This window comes from Priestia sp. HNGD-A6, from assembly GCF_045784335.1.
GTDB lineage: Bacteria > Bacillota > Bacilli > Bacillales > Bacillaceae_H > Priestia > Priestia zanthoxyli.
In genome coordinates, this window is record NZ_CP138621.1 from 1,575,476 (window position 1) to 1,598,662 (window position 23,187).

The following is a 23,187-nucleotide window of genomic DNA, read 5'->3' on the forward strand; positions in this document are numbered from 1 at the left end:
AAAAGGAAGTACATGAACAAACTACCAGTAATAGAAAGTCATGCGAGGGGCACGGTTATGTTTAAACATTTATTTAAAAAAAAGAATGCAGACGATCAGCCCAAAAAAACATTGGACGAACTGATTAAACAATTTAAAAAATCAAGTGATTTTACAACATTAGCTATTGGCTCGCAGCATCGAAAATACATCATTACGTATTTTAAGCAACTTGTAAACATGCAAAGTGTTGAAGATAAAATACTTGAGCCTTTTCAAAAACTAGACTTCACGTTAAGCAGTGTATATGAAGTTGAAAACGTTCTGCCGATTGAAGATATTTCCGTTACAAAAGATACAAAAGAAATTTTAGAAAAGATGCTGCGCGGCTATGTGATGTTTCAATTGCATAAAGACGATAAGCTAGTAGCGCTTATTAAAGTTCAAAGCTTTGATACGGGGTTTCGAAAAGAAAATGAAACGGAAAATGAGTTCAGCGTCGTTGGTCCTAAAATTGGTTTTGTAGAGGATTTAGATGTCAATCTCTATTTAATGAGAAAAACGGTCATTTCCGAAAACCTTATTTTTAAAGAACTCACCGTAGGAAATAAATCGAAAACGCGCGTCGTTCTTGTTTATTTAGAAGGCGTAACGAACCCTCAGCACGTGGACACTATGACGCAGCGCCTGGAAGATATAGATTTCGACGTCATTTTTGATAGTACAATGCTTGATCAATTAATTTCCGATAATTCTTCTACGGCGTTTCCGCTTTTTTTAACAACAGAGCGGATTGATCGAGTCTTGTTTAGTCTGTTAAACGGGCAAGCTGCCTTCTTTTCGAGCGGTTCACCCTACGCAGTTACGGGACCGTCAACGCTGCTTGACTTCTTTATTTCACCTGAGGACTACTATTTACCGTGGGTTCTAGGGTCATTTTTCCGAGTTATTCGTATTTTAGGCGTCTTTTTCTCTATTTTTGCTACACCTCTTTATGTAGCCATTGTCACGTATCATTATGAGATGCTTCCAAAAGATTTGCTCGGACCTATTATCTTTTCAAGGACCAACGTTCCTTTTCCACCGGTCATTGAAGTACTTTTTTTAGAAATCACCATTGAACTGCTTCGAGAGGCCGGAGCCAGGCTTCCAACAAAAGTAGGTCAAACACTGGGAATCGTAGGCGGGATTGTTATTGGGCAAGCAACCGTAGAAGCGGCATTAACAAGCAATATTTTACTTATTATTGTTTCACTGACAGCTTTAGCTTCTTTTACAACGCCTATTTTTAAAATGTCTAATACCATCCGGTTATTACGTTTTCCGTTTATTTTGTTTGCCACTGCGTTTGGCTTAGTCGGCATCACCTTTGGTTTTTGTTTTTTACTGGTTCATTTGCTTCGTTTAAAATCTTTGGGCATGCCTTATCTTGTTCCGCTTTTTCCGTTTCGTCCAACAGAGTATAGGGATACCTTTCTGCGATTGCCCTATAGTCATACAGCAAAGCGTCCAAGCTACTTGCGGCCTTTAGAACGCTTTCGCTATAACCCTAATAAAGCGAATAAGACTAAACGAAAAAGTAATTTAGATAATGAGTAAAGCGGGGAAACGTTATGAAGAGAATACTTATTTTATGCACTTGCCTTACTTTCTTAACGAGCTGTGCAGACCGTGAAACAATTGACGAAATTCAAGTAGTTAACTCCATAGGATATGATTATATTCCTCAAAGCAATAAAGTCAGAGGAACCATTTTATACCCTATCTATAAGTACGGGCCAACGGAAGAACCTAGTATTATTGCGGCTACTGCTAATTCATCATTTGATATTCCACTTCGCTTAAACAATAAATCATCTCTTCCAGTTGCTTTTGGGCAGCTACGGAGCATCGTCATGGGAAAAGAATTTGCAACACACGGCGTGGATGAATTAGTAAATACAATTGCTAGAAATCCAGACCTTGGACGTAATATTAAATTAAGCATTGCAGATGGCAACGCACATGAATTATTGAGCTCCGTTACAAAAAAGAAAATTAAAGACTATCAGTTTATTTCTAATTTGATTGAACAAAATATCCGAACAGAAAACTTGCCTAACACCAATTTACAAATTTTTTTATTCAGTTTTTTTAGCGACGACCGCGACCCTTATCTTCCTGTTTTATCCCAAGAAAAGGATGCTATTAAATTAAAGGGGCTGGCGCTTTTTAAAGAACAAAAAGTCGTTACAACCATCGGAATGAAAGAAACATTTTTATTTAAGCTGCTAACGAGCGGAACAAAGCACGGCCGCTACTCAGTAAAAATTAAAGAAAGTGACCGTAAAGGCGAAATTATACTGCAAAACTTGCGCACCAAAACAAAGTATGAAATTAAAGGAAATCATCAGCATCCAAGTATTGTTGCGCACTTAACTGTTGACGGCCTTGTAAAAGAATTTCCTGGATGGATAGATTTAACAGACCCGACTCGTATTAAAATGGTTGAAAAAACGCTTCAAAAAGATATTGAAAAAGACGGGGATGCCTTTATTAAGAAGCTTCAGCGGCACAAAATCGACCCCATTTGTTTTACAGATTATGTTCGAAGTAAAACGCGAGGGTTTAACAGTGGAAAATTCAAAGCGCAATATCCGGATATGAATATTGAAGTAAAAGCTCGCGTTCATCTTATTCAAACCGGTATTAGCAACTAGGAGGAAGAAAAGATGCACAATACAATTAAAGAAGAAAATCAAGTTTCCCCTTCTTTTCTTTTTTTCTTAGTTCACTCTACTCAGATTGGCGTTGGAATACTAGGGTTTCAGCGTTACATTATTAAAGGAGCTGGATATGAAGCGTGGATATCTATCTTCCTTGCTGCAATCAGCGTCTGTATTTTATTAGCGATGATTTTTAATATCTTAACTCGTGAAAACAGCGATATTGTTGATATTCACCGGTTATATTTCGGTAAATACCTTGGAGGAGCTTTAACTCTTGCGGCATCGGCTTATTATTTTATTTTTGCGTTAACCATTTACCGAACGTACGTAGAAATTTTACAAATATGGATGTTTCCACAGCTGGAAACATGGATTGTATCCCTTGTTTACTTACCTATTATTTACTATACAGTTTCCGGTGGGTTTCGTGTGATTACTGGAATTGCTTTTTTTGGGGTTATGCTTCCCTTACCGCTCGCACTTGCATTGATTTACCCGCTGAAATACGGGCACCTTAATAATTTATTTCCTTTATTTGACCACACGATATGGGAATTTTTAATTTCAACTAAAATGATGACTTTTGAGAATTTGGGATTTGAATCCGTGCTTTTTTTCTATCCTTTTATAAAAAATGGCGCTACTAGTCAGAAGTGGGGGCAACTTGGCATTTTGTTCAGCACTTTTTTATATTTTTGCACAGCATTAGTGTCATTTGCTTACTTTAGTCAAGGACAGTTAGCTCATACCATATGGCCAACTTTAACGATGGCCAAAATTATTGAAATTCCATTTTTACAGCGTTTTGAATATATTTTAATTGCTCTGTGGCTCTTAGTTGTTCTGCCTACTATTGCTGTTAGCTTGTGGTGTACAATTCGCGGATTTAGTAAAACATTTAATAAACCGCCTACTATTTTTCTCATATTAGCCTTAATTGCACTCCTTGGCTTTTCTATTTTCTTTGATGACCGAGAAACGATTGATCAACTTAATACACGACTATCTATGACCGGCTTTTACTTTATTTATGGCTACATTCCTTTCCTTTTTCTATATAGCTTCATTCGAGCCAAAGTAAAACAAAAGAAAACACAAAAAGAAGAGCGTGAGCCAACTTTAAGTTGAATCACGCTCTTTTTTCATATTATTTTATTTGTTAAATAAAACAGCGTATTCCCCGTATCCTTCTTTTTCTAAATCTTCTTTCGGAACAAAGCGAAGAGCTGCTGAGTTGATGCAGTAACGCAAGCCGCCTGCATCTTGCGGACCATCATCAAATAAATGACCTAAATGAGAGTTAGCCGTTTTGCTTCGTACTTCTGTACGAACCATATTATGACTAACGTCCATGTTTTCTTTTACTTCATCTTTATTAATCGCCTTTGTGAAAGACGGCCATCCGCATCCGGCATCATATTTATCCGTTGAACTAAACAACGGCTCTCCTGATACGATATCTACATAAATACCATCTTCTGTATGATCCCAAAATTCATTGCGAAACGGGGGTTCCGTTGCGTCATTTTGAGTAACTTCATATTGAATAGGCGTTAATGTCGTTTTTAGCTGCTCGTCGCGGCCAAAGTCTTTCCAGTTTTCTTTAATAAAACGATCACGTCCAGATCCTCGTCGATACATAGCATAGCGGAATTTATTTTTCTTATAGTAACCTTGATGGTATTCTTCCGCTTCGTAAAACGGTTTTGCCGGTAGAATTTGTGTGGCAATTGGTTCAGAAAAACGACCGCTTGCTTCTAATTGTTGCTTGGATTCTTCAGCTAGTGCCTTTTGGTGCTCATTGTGATAAAAGATAGCTGTTCGATATGAATCGCCTCGATCCGCAAATTGTCCGCCTGCATCCGTTGGATCAATTTGAGGCCAGTATAGTTCTAAAAGCTTTTCATATGGAAAAACTTCTGGGTCAAATGTAATTTGGACCGCTTCATAGTGGCCCGTTGTTTCTGAGCATACTTCTTTGTACGTCGGGTTCTCTTTGTGACCGCCTGTATAGCCAGATACAACTTTTATAATGCCTGGCTGTTCATCAAAGGGCTTCACCATACACCAAAAACAGCCGCCGGCAAAAGTTGCTACTTCATATTGTTCTGTCAAAAAGATGACCTCCTTCATGTATTCTTTCTATTATTATACGCTGATTTGATGTTCTCACCAACTAACTTGCTTCTTGTACTCTTTCCGTTTTAAGACAAAAAAATAATCAGTGAAGCTCATCTTCACTGATTATTCTTCCGCATTTAAAGCGCTTTATTTTTGATCACCTTTAATTTTGTGAAACAGTTTATTCATCGTTTCAATTTCTTTATCTGTAAAGTGCTCAAACCGCTCGAGGAAATACGCTCGTTTTTTTTCTTGAATCACATTAAAAATATCTTGCCCTTCTTTGGTCAGTTCAATATCAATAATACGTCGATCATTTTCAGACCGTTTGCGTGCAATGTAGCCTTTTGACAAAAGCAAGTCGGTTACCGCCGTAATGTGGCTTGCTGACACTTGAAGATACTTTGATAAATCAGTTGATCGCTGCCTGCCGGAATCAACCAGCATACGAAGCACCATAAATTCATTTGTTGATAGCTCTGAATTGTATACTTCATTAATTTCTTGGCGAAGCTGTCTGAACACAAAGCGAAACAGCGTCTCCATTTCTTGAACGAGCTCTTCTCTTTTTTTCACTTGTCACTCTCCTTAACGCTATCGCATGATAACGAATATGTATTTACGAAAGTATTTCACTTTCTTAACTTAATTAGTTTTATCAAATTACTAAGCGTTTCGTCAACTATTATTGAGATTTTTTTCCACAAGTCTGTACGAATTGATGTATTTTTCGTAAAATTCCATAAAAAAAGCGATTTACCGTTATGGTAAATCGCTGCTAGTAGCTAAAAATACCGGTTAAAAAGCTTCTCCATCTCGGAACAGGCTTTTTACCTTTTAAGCTGTCTTCACTTTTTAACTGACTTTCAAGTTCTACTACTCGATTTTCTAATTTTGTAATAACTTTATTTAATCGATCAATTTCTGAACGATGCTCTAAAATTTGAAAGGTCACTACTTCTCCCGCTTTTTCTTCTGTACGCTTTTCATTTTCAATCAGCCTTAAAAAAAGCTGATCAAGCTGCTTTTGCATATCTTGTGCACGTTCATCAGATATAACGACTTCCTCTTTTTCTACTACTTTTTCTACCACTTTGACGACGGCTTGACGATTGCGGTTTTTTTGAAAGTCTCTAAGTGCCTCAATATTTTCTTCTGTAAACTCACAGTGTCCCGATTCATTTCTCTCTAGCTCGATATTCGCCATTTTAACCCATTTTAATACCGTACTTGGATGTATTCCCAGCGACTTTGCCACATCCACCGTTTTCATCGTCATGTTCCATCCCTCCATTTTTTCATTTACTAGCCATTTCGAGAGAAATCTTTAAATCCCTTCATACGTGACAAAACTAGTATGAATTCGTCAAAGAAAGTGGACGTTCAACAAATGAAGAAAATGATGTCATTATTGCTTAGAAAAACTCGTATAAACCTTCTGCAAAATAACAAAATTCGTGCTGTGAAATCTGCTTGCCATATCCCTTAAAAAAAGACGCGCGCTCTTTACCTGTAAAAATTCCGTCTTCAAAGCGAACAGCAAGAGCCATATCATAACGAGCGTCTCCTAAAGTTCCTCCGCTCCAGTCAATAACAGCTGTTATCTGACCGTCGTGTACAAGTACATTATCAATCGTGTAGTCTCCGTGAATAAGTACCTCTTGTTTGCATATCATGTTTTGCTTCTGCAGTTGTTTTAGTAGCCGTTGATTCCCGTCTACCTCATAGTGGGTTAAATTGTACTCTGCCTCTTGCAGCATTCGGTGGATCCACGGCTGCTTACTCACTAATCGTTCTGGACACTCAGCATTGTGAATACGAGCAAGAAGACGCCCCATTTCATAGACAACGTGCTCACGCTTTTTTTCATTATCTTCCTTCTCTAAATACTCTCTTACCGTCTTTCCTTCAAAAAATTCTAGCAGCAGCCAGCTCTCCTCTGCTGTTTGAACAAACTTGTAAGCGCTCGGGCTTTGAAAGTCCGCCAGTGCCTGTATATTTTTTAATACATAATATTCCTTATATAACCATTTTCTGTACTTTTCCCTTTTTGCCCGTTTTAAAACATATCTCCCTCTAGCCGTATGAAGGATACCAACATCTGAGGTACACCCTTGCTTTGGAAACGTCACTTTTTCGATTTGCTTTACATACTTTTTTATCGAATGAGGAATTTCTTCTATTATAATAGGATGCAACTGTCTCACTCCCCTTTCTTTCTACATTCTCTTTTTGTTGCTCTTTCCCTACAAAAAAGTTGAGACATAACGAAATCACTTCAATTTAATACAAACAAATGGGTTGAATGAGCTATTATGAAGCGCTTGTGATACCGCTGTTGATTTCCGTGCAAGACTTCGCTTTCCGCGGGCGGCCGGTGAGTCTCCGTCTTTCCCTCCAATCAACAGCTAGAAGCAACTAACTGCATACCTGAAACCTACGTTCACCATTCTAATAAAAAAATCCGAACGATTACTCGTTCGGACCTTCCTTCAACTAAACTACTTTTGCCCAGTCTCTTACCCTTTACCAAGCACCCAGCGGCTTTTGGTAAACATCGTATAACCAATCGTAAATAAAACAACTGTACAAACCGACAAGCTTCCTATTGTATAGACTAGACTCTGCATGTCATAGACACCGTAGAGAAGCTGTTTCATAAGTGCAAATACGTTATAAATAGGAATTAAAAATCCGCTTGGTTGCAGTTCGTGTACGGATTTTCCCATCAGTAAAAAGTATGGAAGTATCGCTACCATCATAATTTGAGATGTATAGCTCTGCGCTTCTTTAACCGAATTTGCTAAAAGGCTAAGGATACATAATACTATGGCTCCTAGCAGCGCTAGCAGGGTAAGGGTGACTAAAAACGAGAAGATAAAGGTTGTAACATGACCCTTAAGCTGCAGTGCATCATTTAATATAGTTGTTAAATAACGTACAGAGAAAACAAATGCCAATGTAGACAAAAGGCCGCTTACGATACCGAATGTAGAGATCGTAAGCCATTTTCCAACCAGTAATTGCGTTCGTTTGACAGGAGCCATCAATAGAGCTTCCATCGTCTTCCGTTCTTTTTCACCTGCAAAAATATCATTGGCAGAAGGAAGAATGCCACCTAAAACGCCCATAATGATAATCATTGGCGCAAACATCGCAATCATTGTTAAAGAGCCGTCATCTTCTTTAGACACTCCTTTTTCAACCACATTAAACGGAGCTATCGTTTGACTATTCACATTTAGTTGGTCTAAGCGTTCGCTAACTATAGCTTCTCGATGTTTATTCAGTATATTTTGTATATACTCTGCGGTAGCACCTGAGTTCATGCTCGCTGAATCCGTATAAACAGTAACTTCTGGCGATTTCATCTTACGCACTTCTGAAGAAAAATCGTCTGGTAGCTTTAACGCCGCTAACGCTTTCCCTTGTTCTACAGCACTGAGTGGATTTCTGCTTTCAATTACTTTAATATTGTCATCGTTTTTTAACCAGTTGATCACACTGGCATCAGAATCTTTTGTAACAGCTACAGACATGGAATCTGTTTGATCACTGGCCATCATTTTGTCTGCAAAAAAGATAATCCCTACATTTAACAGAATCGGAATCAACACGCTAAAGATAATCGTTTTGCGATCTCTCAAACAATCAATCAACTCTTTTTTATAAATATGCCAAATCATATTAAGCCCCCCTCACGATACGCGACATAAAGATGTAGTTTAAGTCTGTACTTTCCTCTTCTTTATACAGCTGTTCATTTGTTCCTTGATAAATCATTTTTCCTTTATGAATCATAATGATAGATTGACACAGCATCTCCACTTCTTCCATAATGTGACTGGAAAAAACAATCGTTTTTCCTTCTCTTTGCAGACTTTTAATAAGCTCACGAAACATGTTTGCTGATGTAATGTCTAATCCTGTAGTCGGTTCATCAAATAGGATAACGTCTGGGTTATGAAGAATAGTGCGTGCAATGGCTACTTTTTGACGCATTCCTTTTGAAAAGCCTCCGACGCGGCGATCCAAGTAGTCTTTCATTCCAAAACGTTTGGCCAGTTCCTCAATCCTTATCTTTGTTTCATGTTTGCTCATTCCATAAAACTTAGCAAAATAAGCTAAGTTTTCACGCGCAGTCAAACGGTCGTATAAACCTGTTTCACCGCCAAAAAGCACGCCGATTTTTTGCTTTATTTTATCGGGCTGTTTATGAATGTTAATTCCGTGAATGAACATATGGCCTTCCGATGGTTCAAGTACAGTCGACAGCATACGTAAAAGAGTTGTTTTCCCCGCTCCATTTTCCCCTAATAGTCCTACAATTTCTCCTTGTGCGATGGTTACATGAATATCTTGAACAGCTGCAATTGTTTGCTTTTTCTCTTTAAAATATTTCGTCACACCTTTGATTTCAATCATATCCGCTCTCCCCTTTTACTGTGATTGACTCTATCTTAGCTTATTTTTTATACAGCATCTTCCATCTTGTCATAAAGAGGGTTTTTTATGTCGCGAAACGTCCTTTCCATCTTGTAAATCATGGTAAAATAGTGTGGTAATATCCAATAGAATAAAACAAAGAGGGTTTTTATTTATGAAGGTAGGATTAGTGGATGATCATTCATATGATTTAGAAAAATTGAGGATTTCTTTAGAAAGAGAAGATGATATAGACATACTTTTTTCGACTAGCAGCGCGGAGGAAGCTTATAACGAAATTAAAAAAAATGAAATTGATTTATTAATTACAGATATTGAAATGCCAAAGCTATCAGGTTATGAGCTTGCAGACTTCATCAATGCTTACGCACTTGATATTCAAGTCATCTTTGTCACTGGGCACAGCGGCTTTGCCGTTCATGCATTTGAACTCAACGTTTTAGACTACATTATGAAGCCTTATTCTAAAGAGCGTCTGTTAAAAGGCATTCAGCGTTTTCATCAAAAAAAACAATCAGCTGATACAAGAGATAAGCTGATTTTAAAACAAAAAACCGAAATGCAAGTGCTGAACAAACAAGATATTATATTTGCAGAGCGAACGGGTCGCTCTACCACCATCATAACGACAAATGGAGAGTTTAGTACCTATCAATCATTAAACGAAATTGAAAAAGAATTAACAGCGAGTCATTTTCTAAGGTCGCATCGAGCTTTTATTATCAACATTTCCTATATTCAAAATTTCTCCCTGTATACTAAGCACTCCTACTCCGTGATGTTTCAAAGCACCGAAAAAACAGCTTTAATCACGAAAACAAATTTAGACATCTTGCAAAAAGAGTACTTTTAAAGGAGGCACTATTTAAAATGAAACTATTTTACACACTAGTTTTACTAACTGTTTTCGTGCTCCTCTTTTTTAAAGAACTGCCTGTTAGTTTACATCTCCTACTTAGTTCTTTTATAATTGGTTCATTTTTTATATGGAGAAAGAAATATCAAACGGCTCCTTCACTAACGATAAAAAAAGCAATCGTGCTGACGTCTTTTTTCCTGCTTTTATTTAGCCTATCTTCACCTCTTAGTATTGGCCTAACCGTTATCGCAATGATTGGTTACATGACCGACATGTTTTCGTCTTATCAACAATACATATTCGTAACCAACCGGGAAAGCAGTGCTTCACGTGAAATTCAAAAAAACAATGAGCTTTTTCAAGCGTTAAGAGCTGAAAGACATGATTTTATTAAACATGTCAGCGCCGTATCCTATCTTCTAGAAACAAACCAAAGACAGCAGGCACAAGAGTATATTCAAGATTACGTTGAAGCTTTGAATGATACCCATTCATATATTCAAGGTGAACATTCGCACGTTGCTTCTGTTGTACATCAAAGCAAGAATCAAGCACATACGTGGGGAATACATATGAATGTTCAATTAGATTCACCGTTATCACAGCTGCCTTTAAAGCACCTTGACCAAATGAATCTCATCATGAATTTACTGCATAATGCTTTAGAAGCCGCTCATTCTTCTGAGAAAAAAGAGATAACCGTTTCGAGTATGATTCGAAGTGGCATTTACATTTTAGAAATCAGCAATTCTACCGCTCCTTTATCACGAGAACGTCAAGATCACTTGTTTACTTCTTTTCATGTTACAGAAAAGAAAGAACGCCACGAAGGCCTTGGTACGTGGATCATTTCTGAACTTGTTTCCAACTACCACGGACGCTTGGAGTATACGTATCACGATTTAACTCTTTCCATTAAAATAAAATTTCCGATAGTCGTTTCCTCAAAACAAGCAACATAGCCGCTATAGCCCAAGCGGCTTTTTTTCGTATGAGCCTCTTCTATACGTACACACTATAAAAAGCACCGAAAAAAAGAAATATTTCACACTTGTTTTAGCTCTTTTATCGTCACTTTTTTAGTTTTTGATTTTTTATATGCAAATCTATTGCATTTCAAGTAAAAAACGAATATTATATATCATGTTGCTTTTAATGTTCGTTATTTTTGGAGGTTACTTATGTTTAAGTTAAAAGAATATAACACGGATGCTAAAACGGAGATTTTAGCTGGTATTACAACGTTTTTAACCATGATTTATATCGTCATTGTGAACCCAGTTATTTTGTCCAGCGCCGGCGTTCCTTTTGATCAAGTATTTACAGCTACTATTATTTCAGCAGTCGTAGCTACGCTATGGATGGCTCTTGCAGCTAACTATCCAATCGCTATTGCTCCCGGTATGGGAATGAACGCATACTTTGCTGCTTTAGTTGTTGGTTCAAATGGAAGTATCGACTATGCTACTGCTTTTTCAGCTGTATTCGTAGCGGGTATTATCTTTATCATCCTATCGTTAACATCGTTTCGTGAAAAATTAATTGAAGCTATTCCAAACAATTTAAAGCACGCGATCAGTGCTGGTATCGGTTTATTTATTGCTTTTATCGGGCTTCGTTCAGCTGGTATTATCGTTGCAAATAAATCAAATTTAATTGGACTTGGTGATTTGCAGTCTGAGAAAGTAGTTTTAACACTGATTGGACTTGCGATTACAATCATTTTATATACGCTAAATGTAAACGGCGCTTTATTCTTCGGTATGATTATTACCGGATTAATTGCTTTCTTTAGAGGACAGCTTTCATTTGATAAAGGTTTGTTTGCTTCTCCTCACCTTCCAGATGGCTTAATGATTTCAAATCCTTTTGCTGCTTTTGGAGATGTTATTCATCATGATTTGTACACAGTTGTTTTTTCTTTCTTACTTGTGACGATTTTTGATACAACAGGTACAATGGTAGGCGTAGCTCAACAGGCCGGTCTTATGAAAGGTAATAAGATGCCTCGCGTGCGTCAAGCATTGCTTGCTGACTCATTTGGTACAACGATTGGCGCTTTATTTGGTACAAGCCCAACAACCGCTTACGTTGAATCTTCATCTGGTGTAGCAGCAGGCGGACGTACAGGTCTAACAGGCGTGACGGTAGCCATTCTATTTATCGTGGCAGCATTCTTTAGCCCGGTTGTAAGCTCGGTTTCTGGCGTAGCAGCTATTACTTCACCTGCATTAATTATTGTCGGAAGCTTGATGATGGGTGCTGTAGCTAAAATTAATTGGAATGACTTTGATGAAGCGTTCCCTGCCTTTTTAGTTGTTCTAGCAATGCCTCTTACATCAAGTATTGCAACAGGAATTGCGCTTGGCTTCATTTCTTATCCGTTAATGAAGCTGGTAAAAGGAAAAGGCAAACAAGTTCATCCGCTTGTGTATGTCTTTGCTGTTTTATTTCTCTATCAGCTCATCTTTTTACCTCATTAAAAAAGCTTGGAGATTTCTCTCCAAGCTTTTTTTATTGAAAGTGATTGTTATTTTCTTTTGTTTGATAAAGATAATTTTCTACATAGATTTGTTCTGCATCAGAAGCATTCTTTATCCCTTCTTCTGGATCTAACTCGATACTTCTCTTTTTAGCTATATAATCCAATAGCGCCCCAAATCCTAAAAGACTGCCTATGATCCCAGCAAATACAAGCCATATTGGCAATTGCTTCACGTCCCTTTTCTTTTAATTGTATCAGCTTCAGCGCAACAGGTAAATATTAACATGTTTTCTTCACTTATAAATAAAGCGTTTTTTACCAAATATACGTAAAAAACGTATTTGTATTTGGTATACTAAACTCACGGCATGTTCTACAGAGAAAGGGGCTTAATTGCATATGAACAAACAGCTTGGAACGTTAATGTTTGTTATTTTTATGGTATTTGTCGGCTTTGGAGTGATCATCCCCATCGTACCTGAAGTTATTCGTGCCACGGGTGCAAGCACGGTCAATTTAGGGATACTAATGGCTAGCTATTCGATCGCATCTTTTATCACCGCACCTTTTTGGGGGAAGCTTTCCGATATAAAAGGCCGCCGTCCCATCTTACTTTGGGGCTTACTTGGCTTTAGCGCAAGCTTTTTTCTTTTTTCGGTGGCAGAAAACTCTCTGACTCTGATGTATACGTCACGCATCATCGGAGGTTTGTTTGCAGGAGCTGTTATTCCTTGTGCTTTTGCATACGCTTCTGATAGTACAGATGAAGAAAACCGCACGAAAGCAATGGGACTGTTAGGGATGTCAATTGGCTTAGGCTTTATTTTTGGACCGGCATTAGGCGGTGTCCTTTCGTCTTTCGGCTTGTTTATTCCCTTCGTTATCTCTGGTATCTTGTCACTGATTATGACAGCGTTCTCATTCTTTACGTTAAAAGAATCGTTACGAAAAGAACCTGCTGCCAAAATACAGACATCCAGATGGCATGACTTCACGTCAGATTTTCAAGGAGCTATGAAGTATTTATATGTTCTTTCATTTTTAGCTACTTTTACGCTCGCTGGTTTAGAAGCTACTTTTCAATTTTTTCAAATAGCGAAAATCAATGCTACTCCCACGACAATCGGATGGATGTTTATGGCGAGCGGTTTAACTCAAGCCCTGATTCAAGGCGGTGTACTGCAGCGATTTAAAAAAGGAAATGAAAAAAAACTGATGGCTATTGGCTTATTGGTTTCAGCAATAGGATTTACGTCTATTTTGTTATCTTCTAGTGCCGTTAATGCTACCTTATTTCTGTGCATATTTACAGCAGGAAATGCCCTTATTCGTCCTTGTGTCCTCTCATTAATTACGATGAGAACCAAAGTAGGATATGGCTCTGCTTCAGGGTTAACTGCCTCAATGGATAGCTTAGGGCGTATTTTTGGCCCTCTGCTTGGTGCATTTGCCTTTAAACTCAATATGACGCTACCTTTTATTATCGGAGCAGTTGTCACTTTAGCTGCTTTACTGCTGATTCAGCGTCATACAGCTCTAGATTATTCTGAGCAAACACTATCATCATAGATGCTGAGACAAAAGTATTTTAGCTGAAGGAAAATCCGAACGATGATTCGAGATTCTTGATGGAGAATCCAATGCGTTCGGATTTTTTTATTGCTATGGTAAACGTAAGTTTCATGTATGTAGGTACTTCTAGCTGGTGATTGGAGGGCAAGGCGAAGACTCCTGCGGAAAGCGAAGCCTTGTAGGGAAAGCAACAGCCGATTCCTACTAGCTCATGTAGCCAATTTGTTAGTCTTTGGATTAATTTAGCTATGGCTCAATCTCTTTTCATCGTTACTAACACAAGATTATCCGCAGCTGCAGTGTGTTTTATAATTGAAAACCGATGAGCTTCGTATAGCTTAATCGCAGGTGTATTTTTTTCGGCTGTGGAAACCATACACTCACATTCTGAATATTTTTGAAGTACATATGTTAAAAGACGGCTTCCAATTCCTTTTCGAAAGTACTGAGGACGCACAACGAGGCGGCAAATCGTTAATCGCTCATTTTCTTTTTCAAACGACAGCACTCCTGCTAGCTTACCTTCAATCATTTCTCCGATAAACACTTCCTTGCTTTTCATAATATCTTCTTTGCTTTCTGTAAGCTGAGGAATATCCAAAAAACCAATGAGCCTTGCTTCTTCTTGATAAGCTTCTACTTGCACAGCTACTATTTGAAGAGCGATATCCACTCTTTGATGTTCGAGGATTTGAAGCATGAAAACCACTCCATTTCTTTCACAAATTTAGACAAATTCCATGTTTTCACTATATCCAAACGCCTTCCTTGTACATATTGTATTATGTACCGAATTAGCCAGGAGGTGTTTATATGCATATCACTGCTGAAAGAATTAGAGAAGCAACAGAAGCGATTGCTTCTACTGAGCTTGAAACATTTATGTACCAAGAGCCAACTGCCCGTCGCGGTCGTTCTACTCGCCGTTCTACTCGCCGTTCTACTCGCCGTTCTACTCGCCGCACTACTCGTCGTTCTACTCGCCGCACTACTCGTCGTTCTACTCGCCGCACTACTCGTCGTTCTACTCGTCACACTACTCGTCGTTCTACTCGTCGCACTACTCGTCGTTCTACTCGTCGTTCTACTCGCCGTTCTAGCCGTCGCCGCTGTCGCTGCGGTTCACCTTGCTGCTCATATCCATGGTTTAATAAATCATTTGGCTGCTGCTTTAAAGGGCATGGCTGTCGCCGCTAACTAAATCTATAGCAAGTCGTGTTTAAAACATACGCGGCTTGCTTTTTTATAGATTTTTATTTTACATAATCATTCGTTTTACTCTTCTTAAAAAAGAAAACGACGTATAATAGTAGGAAAGAATCTCTCTTAAAAGGAGGCCTATCCATGCACTTATCGTTTGATCATCTTGTGCATTTTTCACCTGATCCTATTAAAGCTCAGAAAGAACTAAACGGATACGGAATAAATGTTATTAAAGGCGGTATCCATGAAAAATGGGGCACTTTTAACACGTTGGCTTATTTTCACCTCAGCTATATTGAATGGCTTGGGCTTAAAGATATCGCATTAGCTCAAACAGTTACAGATAATGATCTTATTCAGCAGCTTGTTAACGAACATACGCCGTTTGGTCATTTTGGGCGATTTGCCCTTCGTACAGATGATATGGATTTGCTCATAACCGAGCTGAAAGACAAGGGCTACACTGTAAAAGGCCCTGTAGCGGGGTCTCGTCAAACTAATGATGGAGAAAGACTTCAATGGCAAATGTGTTTTATTGAAGGTGACCATGATGCCCTCCCTTTTCCTTTCTTTATTGAGTGGGGTGAACCAGAAGAAAAACGCAAGCCAAAGCTAGCTGCTCTTTCTTCCCATCAAGCCGGTCAGCTGCAGCTAAAAAACATTTACTGTGCTGTACATAACCTTGAAGAATCCATCAGCAAATGGACAAAACTGCTGGACGTTCAGGCTGGCGAAAGCTACAAAGACTCTTTACTTGATGCACGTTGTCAAAAACTATATGTCAATGAAGGAAACCTTATTTTTTGCAGCGGAACACAAGGTGTTGTCCATGATACATTAAAAAAAGTTGGGGAGCGTCCATTTTTGGTTGAATTGGATCACGCTCTAACACCGCAACAAATTACCGTACAAGGAGCTTCTTTTAAATTCAACAAATAAACATCCGCGGGCGGATGTTTATTTCTGTGCTTCTTTTATAGCTTGATAAATGAAGTGAGGCAAAATCTCAAAGGAATACTGAACGTCTAATCTTTCGGTCCATTGATGCGCATCTCTTCCCAGCGGTCCAATGTTCAGCACCGGCATCTTGAGCTCCTCTAGCTCTTCTAGCGGGATATGATATCCTTTATTCCATAGAGGCATATTGGCTACTAACGTGTTAAATGTATGAAGCGGGTGCTGCAGGCTGGCATAGCTTAAATCCGAAATTCCACCAAAATAACTTTGTTCAACTAGCTCCACTTGGAATTGCTCTTTGGCAGTTGCCTGTACGTTTGACAAAATCTTTTGTACAAAGAGATCATCATGTGAACAAACGGCCGGGTAAAAAGGCGGCGTAAAAAATAAGACTATCATCGGAGCTGCTTCTTTACATAAACCAGCTAAAGAGTTTACTAATTTAATGGTTTTATTTCTGTCATCATCTTCTTGTGCCAAAAGTGCCGCTTCCATTTCTTGCACATATTTTTCACCGTGCTGTTTGACTGCATGAGTATAAAGTTCTTCATACGTCCATACGTTCACGTCAAGGGATGAACCCTCCATTCCCGCAGCGTACTGCCTAGCAGCTTTATTATAATGTTTTTTTACATTCAAAGCCGCTTGGTCAGCCGATTTCAACAGCAGATCTGTTACTTCTTTAAGAGAGCGGTTTAACATAAATAAATTAAATAATACAACGGCAGAGTGCGGAACTTGAACGGAATACTCTTCTTTTAAATCTTTTTGTATCAGCACCGTAGGAGGTGGACTCGTTTCATCTCTTACTTTTTCGCAAAAATCAACGTTTAGTTCTATTTCTTTTGTTAAATAAGAAGCTAGCAAATTAGCATTTAAACCAGCTAGCGGTTCCCCTACATGAGTTTCTTTTCCATAACACAAAAAGCTTGGCATGATCTTGCCAATCGATCCTGAGTACACATAGTTCGTTTGATCACCAGGATAGCGGCTGAATACTGGTTCTGCATTTAGCATGAGAGAAAAATCCAGCTGATGTTTGCACGCAAGTTCTAAAAGAACAGGCACTGCTTTTCTCATTCCGAGCGAATTTACTTCTTCATCCGGTACCGACAGAAGCAGGATGTTTCCGTCAAACTCTCCGTTGCATGCTCGTTCAATCATACTGATATGCAGAGCAATACCAGCTTTCATGTCCATCGTTCCTCGGCCAAAAAGCCAGTCTCCGTTTATCATATCTTTTTGTACGTGCGCCGGAACTTGTTCCATATCATTATAAAAAGTACTCGTTAACGTATCAGCGTGAAAAGCATCCTTTTTCCACTGTCCATAATCTTGTACATCCACTACATCGTAATGACTGACTAATACAACTGTTTTATTCGTATTTTTCCCTTCAACAAAAGCTGTGACAATCGATCGCCCGTCTCCTGTTGAATGAAGCTCAACTTGCTCGTTTTTTTGAAAGTAAGGCAGCTTCAATAAATACGACGCTATCGATTCAGCCATTTCCACTTCTGCCATCGTTCCTGTCACGCTAGGTATAGAAACCAATTCGCTTACAAGCTTCTTTAACTGTTCTTTTGTTTGATACAAAGATGTTTTGTTCGACATACCCTTCATCTCTTTCCTTTTTCTAAATTTTCCATCAAACAAAACGATTCGTCAATCCCTTTGACAGAGACCCTTTCATTCTATCCCTATGTATCATAGTATGCGCTTCCTTGACGCACATGATAAAAAAAGAGTGCGCGGCTAGGGCTAGCACCGCACACTCTTTTTTTTTACTTTTCGTCATCTTCTAAAAAGTCTAGGATACGATCAATAAGCTGTTCGCTTCCTGCATCGTTTCCATGTTCAAGAGACATTTCCATTTCAATGCTCCTTTCATAAAATATTCTTGTTTTATAACATACCACAATTCATTTCGAATGTAACCTTTAATTTGTGTAAAAATTTCGACAATTTATGATTAATTTTAAAACCTAGTGAGTAATGATTATACCCACCAGATTCTTCAATTGTCAAAAAACATGCTTTCTATTTAAAAACACTTTAAAAATAGAGGCGCGAGCAGACTTCTATAAAAGACAGCCTACTCGCTCAAGCTTGGAACAGCATGATGAATAAATTTCTAGTTCATTTGCTTTTTGTACATCTTTAATATCTATGCCTACAGCATATGTACGAACATGGTTTTCGACCACAATTTCATAAAATGTTTCTAATTCACGATAAGCTACTTGATAATGCTTTCCTAATAATTTTACGGCTTCCTTTAATGCTTTCTCTCCTGTATGTGCTGCAACTGCTGTATGACTCATAAAACCCTCTCCTTTTAGAAAAATAAAAAAAACTCATTTTGCTTAGATGCAAAATGAGTTTTTCACCCGTTTTATCACCCAAAGCACATGCTTTGCTGGTAGGAGCACCTTACATTCGTAGGTTGCTGTGGAGTCAAAGAGCCAGATCTCTCGTCCACTCGTGATAACTTTTTTAATTTAAAATTTATTTTATCAAACAATTCCATCCGCGTAAATAGAAAAATAAAAATATTTTAATTTTTTTGGTAATGGAATGAATTCAAAAAGTCAAAGCTTAGATTAGCAAAATAAGAAGCTGCTACAAGTAATGCCTCTTCATTTAATGAAAAAGAAGGATGGTGCCATTCATATTCTCCAGCCGTACCCATCCATACAAAAAATCCTGGTACACGCTGCTGATATACGGCAAAATCTTCTCCTCCAGGCGATTGTTCAGCTTCTACCACTTGATAACTAAGATTCTCTGCAGCGTTAATAACCAATTTTTCCAGCGTATCATCATTGTTTACTACAGGAAGATACGGATACCATTTAACGTCTACTGAAGCGCCGAAAGCTGCTCCAATCCCTTCAGCAGTTCGTTTCATAAGAGCCGGTATTTTTTCTCTCGCTTCTTCTTGAAAGGTACGCACTGTTCCTTCAAGCGTTACTTTGTCAGGAATGACGTTCCACGAGCTCCCTCCGTGGATTTGAGTTATGCTGACAACAACATTTTGAAATGGGCTGAGATTACGGCTGACAATGGTTTGTAAACTAGTAACAATTTGACCAGCAGCAGCAATCGGATCTACTGTTTTTTCTGGAATACCTGCGTGACCGCCTACTCCTTTGACGTCAATTTCAAAACGATCAACGCTTGCCATTAAAGGTCCCGATTTGACACCAATGGTTCCTACAGGAAGATTCGGTTTGTTATGCATTCCAAATATCGCTTCTACTCCTTCGAGCACACCTTTTTCAACGAGCATTTTTGCCCCAGAAGCCGTTTCTTCGGCCGGTTGAAAGATAAATCGAACCGTACCGCAAAGCTCCTGCTGACGCTCTTTGAGAAGAATGGCTGCTCCAATTATAGAAGCCGTATGAAAATCATGTCCGCATGCGTGCATAACACCGTTCACTTCAGAGGCAAATGGCAGATTGGTTTTTTCTTCAATTGGCAGCGCATCAATATCAGCTCGAATAGCGATAGTAGGTCCCGGCTTTCCTCCCACAATTTCGGCTACTGCTCCCACGTCTAAATGGAATGCATCTGCTATAGAAATATCGTAGTGCTTTAACCACTTTTTAATACGTTTAGTTGTTTCATATTCTTTCATTGAAAGCTCTGGAAACCGGTGCAGCTCACGGCGTATGTCTATTAGCATATTTAGTAGTAATTGATCTGTCATATTTATCACTCTTTCACATTTCTTAATTTAGACCACTTCTCTATCTTTTACGACAAAGAGTGTACCTCATTGAATTTTTTATAAAGAAATACGGTCGTATAGCCTTGTGCAAGGTGCTTTTCTTTAGCTTGAACATATCCTTTTCGTTCATACATCTCAACTAACCAAGGATGTTCTTTTGCTGTTCCTAAAGACACACCTGGCGATTTAAACGTATTCTTTATTACCTCTTCCTCTACTAGATGCAGCAGCTTAGATCCAACGCCTTTCCTGGCAAACGACGGGTCCACTGCAAACCACCAAAAATGCGGAACAGCAAACGGACCTGGATGTTCTCCCCAAGGCATTCGTATAGATATAGTAGCAGCGATTCTTTTATCTTCTTCATATACATAGCAAAGGTTTTGAGAAATATTTTTCTTAACGAGGGCAAGATCAGCAGTAGCTGCTAAGAAAGGAATGCCTAGCTCTCGAATAGGCTTATATGCTTGTAGAGTTAAGTTCAATAAGTTATCCGCGTCGTCATTTGTTGCCAAACGGAATTCATTTTTCATCTCTTTGTCTCCTTATATAGTACTTAAATATTTTATTTAACTTATAAGTTTACTAAGAATTAAAAAAGGCAGACTGCCGCCTTGCGTACTCACTATACAACTGCTTTGATAACGTGTCAATTCTATTTATCGTTTTCTATAAAAGATATAAATAAAACAAATACACGCAGAAAGCTGCGCGTATTACGTACATATTAAGATAGACTTCAGGACTCACTTACCGTAGCTTTTAAATTAGCGGCCAACATCACAAGTTCTTCTATAGATGCTAACTCCTCTTGTGAAGCCGCAGCTACTTCTTCAGCGTAAGCAGCTGCTTGTTTAGCAACCTCCGAAAGGGTCATGACGGACTCCATTACTTTGAACGAATACCCATCAATCTCTCCTGTTGCCTTTGTCATTTTGTTCATTTGTTCTTGAGCGGCAAAGACATCTTCCATAATTGTGGAAAACTGTTGCGTTACATCTTCGACAGTGGAAATACCAAGCGTGACTTCTTCCGTATTCACTTCCATGTTTCGATAAGCCCGCTTTGCCTGCACTTCAATTTCTTTTAACAAATGACTGATTTGTATAGCGGACGTTTTAGATTCTTCCGCTAGCTTACGTACTTCCCCTGCCACTACAGCAAAACCTTTTCCATGTTCTCCAGCCCTTGCAGCTTCAATAGCAGCATTAAGTGCAAGAAGATTTGTTTGTTCAGCAATTCTTGTAATCGTATTAATAATGCGGCCAATCTCTGCGGAACGATCTTCGAGTCCCTTTACTTCACTGGTCGATAGTTTAACAGTTTCATAGATTTTATTCATTTGATTCGTCACACCTTTCACCGCAACATTTCCGGTAGAAGCATGTTCAGAGGCTCTGTTCATCGATTGTTGTACCTTTGAAGAATGATCAGTGATTTTCTGAAGCAGCTTGGCCATATCCACCATAGCTTGCTCGGTTTCAACCACACTTAGCAACTGCTTATCAGAACCCGCAGCAATTTCTTGAATAGACATCGTAACTTCTGTCACAGCTGTTTTTGTTTCCTCCATGCTTGCAAGCAATTGCTCTGAGGAATGACTGACCGTGCTCTTTGTTTTACTTATTTTCTGACGCAGCATTCTCATGTGAGTCATCATTTCATTAAATGAAGATATGAGTGTACTAATCTCATTTTTCCCTTTCAAAGGAACAACATCTACAGATAAATCGCCGTTTGAAATCCCTTTCATTGTTTTTGACAAATTTTCAACCGCAATTATGTAGCGACGTATGATAAAATAGAACACGGTAGTTGTAAAAGAAACAAACAGAAATGTAATCACTAGCGTAATCGAAGCTGCTTGCTCTTGTTTTACAATAAGATAATAATTGGTTACTTCAATTACAGTAGATGTTATGGTCATCATGGCTGCAATCATACATAGCATTTTCATGCGTAAACTTTGAAAAGCTTTTTTCATTTTTTCATCCCCTATACAATCTAAAGACATAGAATGTCTAATCTATATTAGTAGTATCGGCATATTTTTATATTTTTTTGTAAAAACTAAAGAAGAATTGAAACAATTATTATTGGCGCTTTTCCACTAAATATTGGAATACATATCATTCTGCAAGGCGCTGCAACAGCAGTTGATAACTGTCTGATTATTCTTTCATTTGACCAAACTCTACCTTTGCTTATAAAATGAAGATTTGTAGAAAGGAGTACGAAAAATTTTATGTATACGTATCAAACAGGCAATCAAACAATTGACTACAAAATTGAAGTCGTTCCAAATAGAACCGATATCACGGTGCAAATTTGTGACAAAGAAGGGGTAAAAGTTATTATCCCAAGAGGTCTTAATGAAAACAATGTGCGTTCAATCATCGCACGCAAAGCAACATGGATTTTAAAACAACTAAACGGTTCACAACCAGCTGAGGAAAAGCCAGCTGCTCCAAAGAAAGAAGCAATAAAAAAAGAAACAGCTAAAAAAGAGGCTCCTAAAGCAGCAGCTTCTGCAGCTAAAACTGGTTCTTTTGAAGAAGGAGACAAATTCCCTTACCTAGGGCGTCAATACCGCTTAAACATCGTTCGTGGAGACGTAGCAAAGGCTGAAATGACATTCCGTGCAAAATTCATTGCTACAGTACCTGAAAACTGGAACGAGCAGCAAACAAATGAAGGTATTGGACAACTATTAACAGAATGGTACCAAGGCCGCGCAGGTGAAAAATTCCAAGAAGCTTTGAAATCTGTTAAAAAAGCAGCTGACAATGCTCCTGAATCTGTTAAGTGGGACGAGTTAGGTGAAGAATACGCTACGACTCAAGATAATACAATCGTATTAAACTGGCGTTTGCTAACAGCTCCTCTTGCAACAATTGAATATGTCATTGCTTCTCAATTTACAAATGCAGATGAATTATTCGAAGATGCAGCTGAACGCAAACAGTGGTTAAGCGATAACACCCTAAACGCATTTTAAGTTTATACATAAAAAAAGCACGCGGCGAACGCGTGCTTTTTTTATTTTAAGAGTCTCACTGCTCAAAAATTAGTTAACCTGATAGCTTCATTCAATTGCATCTTATAAACAAATATATAATATACA

Annotated in this window: 24 protein-coding genes and 1 riboswitch; of the genes, 10 read left to right on the forward strand and 14 right to left on the reverse strand. The window is 38.4% G+C overall.

Going from position 1 to position 23,187, the window contains the following annotated elements; translation table 11 throughout:
• The first annotated feature begins 57 nt into the window (after positions 1 to 57).
• From SCI76_RS08020 to SCI76_RS08030, 3 genes are read left to right on the forward strand one after another with little or no spacing between them, the layout of a single operon-like run.
• Positions 58 to 1,578 carry a spore germination protein gene (locus SCI76_RS08020; protein ID WP_221832901.1) on the forward strand — a complete coding sequence of 507 codons (1,521 nt, stop codon included), beginning with the start codon at positions 58 to 60 and terminating at the stop codon, positions 1,576 to 1,578.
• Between the two features lie 14 nt (positions 1,579 to 1,592).
• Positions 1,593 to 2,678 carry a Ger(x)C family spore germination protein gene (locus tag SCI76_RS08025; protein ID WP_221832899.1) on the forward strand — a complete coding sequence of 362 codons (1,086 nt, stop codon included), beginning with the start codon at positions 1,593 to 1,595 and terminating at the stop codon, positions 2,676 to 2,678.
• Positions 2,679 to 2,690: 12 nt separating this feature from the next.
• Positions 2,691 to 3,815, forward strand: a complete 1,125-nt coding sequence (locus tag SCI76_RS08030; RefSeq protein ID WP_048020306.1) for a GerAB/ArcD/ProY family transporter — start codon at positions 2,691 to 2,693, stop codon at positions 3,813 to 3,815.
• Between the two features lie 24 nt (positions 3,816 to 3,839).
• Here SCI76_RS08030 and msrA read toward each other — a convergent pair whose 3' ends face one another.
• The 7 genes from msrA to SCI76_RS08065 form a co-directional block, all read right to left on the reverse strand.
• A complete protein-coding gene (msrA, locus tag SCI76_RS08035) occupies positions 3,840 to 4,802 on the reverse strand; it encodes a peptide-methionine (S)-S-oxide reductase MsrA (protein WP_080754393.1) in 963 nt (320 codons plus the stop codon).
• Between the two features lie 153 nt (positions 4,803 to 4,955).
• Complete coding sequence (locus SCI76_RS08040; protein ID WP_028414193.1) at positions 4,956 to 5,384, reverse strand: MarR family winged helix-turn-helix transcriptional regulator; 429 nt, start codon at positions 5,382 to 5,384, stop codon at positions 4,956 to 4,958.
• Between the two features lie 202 nt (positions 5,385 to 5,586).
• Positions 5,587 to 6,087, reverse strand: coding sequence for a MerR family transcriptional regulator (locus SCI76_RS08045; RefSeq protein ID WP_048020305.1), 501 nt, complete (start codon positions 6,085 to 6,087; stop codon positions 5,587 to 5,589).
• A gap of 136 nt (positions 6,088 to 6,223) precedes the next feature.
• Positions 6,224 to 7,006 carry a phosphotransferase family protein gene (locus SCI76_RS08050; RefSeq protein ID WP_407545118.1) on the reverse strand — a complete coding sequence of 261 codons (783 nt, stop codon included), beginning with the start codon at positions 7,004 to 7,006 and terminating at the stop codon, positions 6,224 to 6,226.
• 75 nt (positions 7,007 to 7,081) lie between these two features.
• Positions 7,082 to 7,213: a hypothetical protein gene (locus tag SCI76_RS08055; protein ID WP_257041238.1), complete on the reverse strand. Its 132-nt coding sequence runs from the start codon at positions 7,211 to 7,213 to the stop codon at positions 7,082 to 7,084.
• A gap of 114 nt (positions 7,214 to 7,327) precedes the next feature.
• Positions 7,328 to 8,494: an ABC transporter permease gene (locus tag SCI76_RS08060; RefSeq protein ID WP_048020303.1), complete on the reverse strand. Its 1,167-nt coding sequence runs from the start codon at positions 8,492 to 8,494 to the stop codon at positions 7,328 to 7,330.
• A 1-nt stretch (position 8,495) separates the two neighbouring features.
• A complete protein-coding gene (locus tag SCI76_RS08065; RefSeq protein ID WP_047751424.1) occupies positions 8,496 to 9,233 on the reverse strand; it encodes an ATP-binding cassette domain-containing protein in 738 nt (245 codons plus the stop codon).
• Between the two features lie 175 nt (positions 9,234 to 9,408).
• On the opposite strand from SCI76_RS08065, the gene SCI76_RS08070 reads away from it, so the two are divergent.
• From SCI76_RS08070 to SCI76_RS08080, 3 genes are all read left to right on the forward strand, one after another.
• Positions 9,409 to 10,107 carry a LytTR family DNA-binding domain-containing protein gene (locus SCI76_RS08070; RefSeq protein ID WP_048020299.1) on the forward strand — a complete coding sequence of 233 codons (699 nt, stop codon included), beginning with the start codon at positions 9,409 to 9,411 and terminating at the stop codon, positions 10,105 to 10,107.
• Positions 10,108 to 10,124: 17 nt separating this feature from the next.
• Entirely contained in the window at positions 10,125 to 11,075 is a 951-nt protein-coding gene (locus SCI76_RS08075) for a sensor histidine kinase (RefSeq protein WP_048020296.1), read from the forward strand.
• A 219-nt stretch (positions 11,076 to 11,294) separates the two neighbouring features.
• Positions 11,295 to 12,596, forward strand: a complete 1,302-nt coding sequence (locus SCI76_RS08080) for an NCS2 family permease (RefSeq protein ID WP_013055916.1) — start codon at positions 11,295 to 11,297, stop codon at positions 12,594 to 12,596.
• 31 nt (positions 12,597 to 12,627) lie between these two features.
• On the opposite strand, the gene SCI76_RS08085 is transcribed toward SCI76_RS08080, so the two are convergent.
• Complete coding sequence (locus tag SCI76_RS08085; protein ID WP_407545119.1) at positions 12,628 to 12,822, reverse strand: hypothetical protein; 195 nt, start codon at positions 12,820 to 12,822, stop codon at positions 12,628 to 12,630.
• A 175-nt stretch (positions 12,823 to 12,997) separates the two neighbouring features.
• Between SCI76_RS08085 and SCI76_RS08090 the strand changes: the two genes are divergently transcribed.
• Positions 12,998 to 14,167: an MFS transporter gene (locus SCI76_RS08090; RefSeq protein ID WP_063247586.1), complete on the forward strand. Its 1,170-nt coding sequence runs from the start codon at positions 12,998 to 13,000 to the stop codon at positions 14,165 to 14,167.
• A gap of 256 nt (positions 14,168 to 14,423) precedes the next feature.
• On the opposite strand, the gene SCI76_RS08095 is transcribed toward SCI76_RS08090, so the two are convergent.
• On the reverse strand, positions 14,424 to 14,870 hold the full coding sequence (locus SCI76_RS08095) for an N-acetyltransferase (RefSeq protein ID WP_063247587.1): 447 nt from the start codon (positions 14,868 to 14,870) through the stop codon (positions 14,424 to 14,426).
• Between the two features lie 113 nt (positions 14,871 to 14,983).
• Here SCI76_RS08095 and SCI76_RS08100 point away from each other — a divergent pair, with 113 nt between their 5' ends.
• Both SCI76_RS08100 and SCI76_RS08105 read left to right on the forward strand, forming a co-directional pair.
• Positions 14,984 to 15,367: a CotG/ExsB N-terminal domain-containing protein gene (locus SCI76_RS08100; protein WP_407545120.1), complete on the forward strand. Its 384-nt coding sequence runs from the start codon at positions 14,984 to 14,986 to the stop codon at positions 15,365 to 15,367.
• 147 nt (positions 15,368 to 15,514) lie between these two features.
• Positions 15,515 to 16,312, forward strand: coding sequence for a VOC family protein (locus SCI76_RS08105; RefSeq protein WP_063247589.1), 798 nt, complete (start codon positions 15,515 to 15,517; stop codon positions 16,310 to 16,312).
• Between the two features lie 18 nt (positions 16,313 to 16,330).
• On the opposite strand, the gene SCI76_RS08110 is transcribed toward SCI76_RS08105, so the two are convergent.
• The 5 genes from SCI76_RS08110 to SCI76_RS08130 form a co-directional block, all read right to left on the reverse strand.
• Positions 16,331 to 17,944, reverse strand: coding sequence for a M20/M25/M40 family metallo-hydrolase (locus SCI76_RS08110; protein WP_063247590.1), 1,614 nt, complete (start codon positions 17,942 to 17,944; stop codon positions 16,331 to 16,333).
• Between the two features lie 467 nt (positions 17,945 to 18,411).
• Positions 18,412 to 18,654, reverse strand: coding sequence for a hypothetical protein (locus SCI76_RS08115; RefSeq protein WP_028414204.1), 243 nt, complete (start codon positions 18,652 to 18,654; stop codon positions 18,412 to 18,414).
• A 68-nt stretch (positions 18,655 to 18,722) separates the two neighbouring features.
• A riboswitch (SAM riboswitch) is annotated at positions 18,723 to 18,824 on the reverse strand.
• 63 nt (positions 18,825 to 18,887) lie between these two features.
• A complete protein-coding gene (locus SCI76_RS08120; protein ID WP_407545121.1) occupies positions 18,888 to 20,042 on the reverse strand; it encodes an amidohydrolase in 1,155 nt (384 codons plus the stop codon).
• Between the two features lie 47 nt (positions 20,043 to 20,089).
• A complete protein-coding gene (locus tag SCI76_RS08125) occupies positions 20,090 to 20,596 on the reverse strand; it encodes a GNAT family N-acetyltransferase (protein ID WP_407545122.1) in 507 nt (168 codons plus the stop codon).
• A 206-nt stretch (positions 20,597 to 20,802) separates the two neighbouring features.
• Positions 20,803 to 22,047 (reverse strand): methyl-accepting chemotaxis protein, encoded by a 1,245-nt coding sequence (locus tag SCI76_RS08130; protein WP_407545123.1) that lies wholly within the window; start codon positions 22,045 to 22,047, stop codon positions 20,803 to 20,805.
• 261 nt (positions 22,048 to 22,308) lie between these two features.
• On the opposite strand from SCI76_RS08130, the gene SCI76_RS08135 reads away from it, so the two are divergent.
• A complete protein-coding gene (locus SCI76_RS08135; RefSeq protein WP_407545124.1) occupies positions 22,309 to 23,061 on the forward strand; it encodes a M48 family metallopeptidase in 753 nt (250 codons plus the stop codon).
• The last annotated feature ends 126 nt before the right edge of the window (positions 23,062 to 23,187 follow it).

Excerpts from the sequence above, each read along its gene's own strand:
- SCI76_RS08020 (WP_221832901.1), top strand. The coding sequence starts at position 58 with ATGTTTAAACATTTATTTAAAAAAAAGAATGCAGACGATCAGCCCAAA.
- SCI76_RS08025 (WP_221832899.1), top strand. The coding sequence starts at position 1,593 with ATGAAGAGAATACTTATTTTATGCACTTGCCTTACTTTCTTAACGAGC.
- SCI76_RS08030 (WP_048020306.1), top strand. The coding sequence starts at position 2,691 with ATGCACAATACAATTAAAGAAGAAAATCAAGTTTCCCCTTCTTTTCTT.
- SCI76_RS08045 (WP_048020305.1), bottom strand. The coding sequence starts at position 6,087 with ATGACGATGAAAACGGTGGATGTGGCAAAGTCGCTGGGAATACATCCA.
- SCI76_RS08060 (WP_048020303.1), bottom strand. The coding sequence starts at position 8,494 with ATGATTTGGCATATTTATAAAAAAGAGTTGATTGATTGTTTGAGAGAT.
- SCI76_RS08065 (WP_047751424.1), bottom strand. The coding sequence starts at position 9,233 with ATGATTGAAATCAAAGGTGTGACGAAATATTTTAAAGAGAAAAAGCAA.
- SCI76_RS08070 (WP_048020299.1), top strand. The coding sequence starts at position 9,409 with ATGAAGGTAGGATTAGTGGATGATCATTCATATGATTTAGAAAAATTG.
- SCI76_RS08075 (WP_048020296.1), top strand. The coding sequence starts at position 10,125 with ATGAAACTATTTTACACACTAGTTTTACTAACTGTTTTCGTGCTCCTC.
- SCI76_RS08080 (WP_013055916.1), top strand. The coding sequence starts at position 11,295 with ATGTTTAAGTTAAAAGAATATAACACGGATGCTAAAACGGAGATTTTA.
- SCI76_RS08090 (WP_063247586.1), top strand. The coding sequence starts at position 12,998 with ATGAACAAACAGCTTGGAACGTTAATGTTTGTTATTTTTATGGTATTT.
- SCI76_RS08095 (WP_063247587.1), bottom strand. The coding sequence starts at position 14,870 with ATGCTTCAAATCCTCGAACATCAAAGAGTGGATATCGCTCTTCAAATA.
- SCI76_RS08100 (WP_407545120.1), top strand. The coding sequence starts at position 14,984 with ATGCATATCACTGCTGAAAGAATTAGAGAAGCAACAGAAGCGATTGCT.
- SCI76_RS08105 (WP_063247589.1), top strand. The coding sequence starts at position 15,515 with ATGCACTTATCGTTTGATCATCTTGTGCATTTTTCACCTGATCCTATT.
- SCI76_RS08110 (WP_063247590.1), bottom strand. The coding sequence starts at position 17,944 with ATGTCGAACAAAACATCTTTGTATCAAACAAAAGAACAGTTAAAGAAG.
- SCI76_RS08115 (WP_028414204.1), bottom strand. The coding sequence starts at position 18,654 with ATGAGTCATACAGCAGTTGCAGCACATACAGGAGAGAAAGCATTAAAG.
- SCI76_RS08120 (WP_407545121.1), bottom strand. The coding sequence starts at position 20,042 with ATGACAGATCAATTACTACTAAATATGCTAATAGACATACGCCGTGAG.
- SCI76_RS08125 (WP_407545122.1), bottom strand. The coding sequence starts at position 20,596 with ATGAAAAATGAATTCCGTTTGGCAACAAATGACGACGCGGATAACTTA.
- SCI76_RS08130 (WP_407545123.1), bottom strand. The coding sequence starts at position 22,047 with ATGAAAAAAGCTTTTCAAAGTTTACGCATGAAAATGCTATGTATGATT.
- SCI76_RS08135 (WP_407545124.1), top strand. The coding sequence starts at position 22,309 with ATGTATACGTATCAAACAGGCAATCAAACAATTGACTACAAAATTGAA.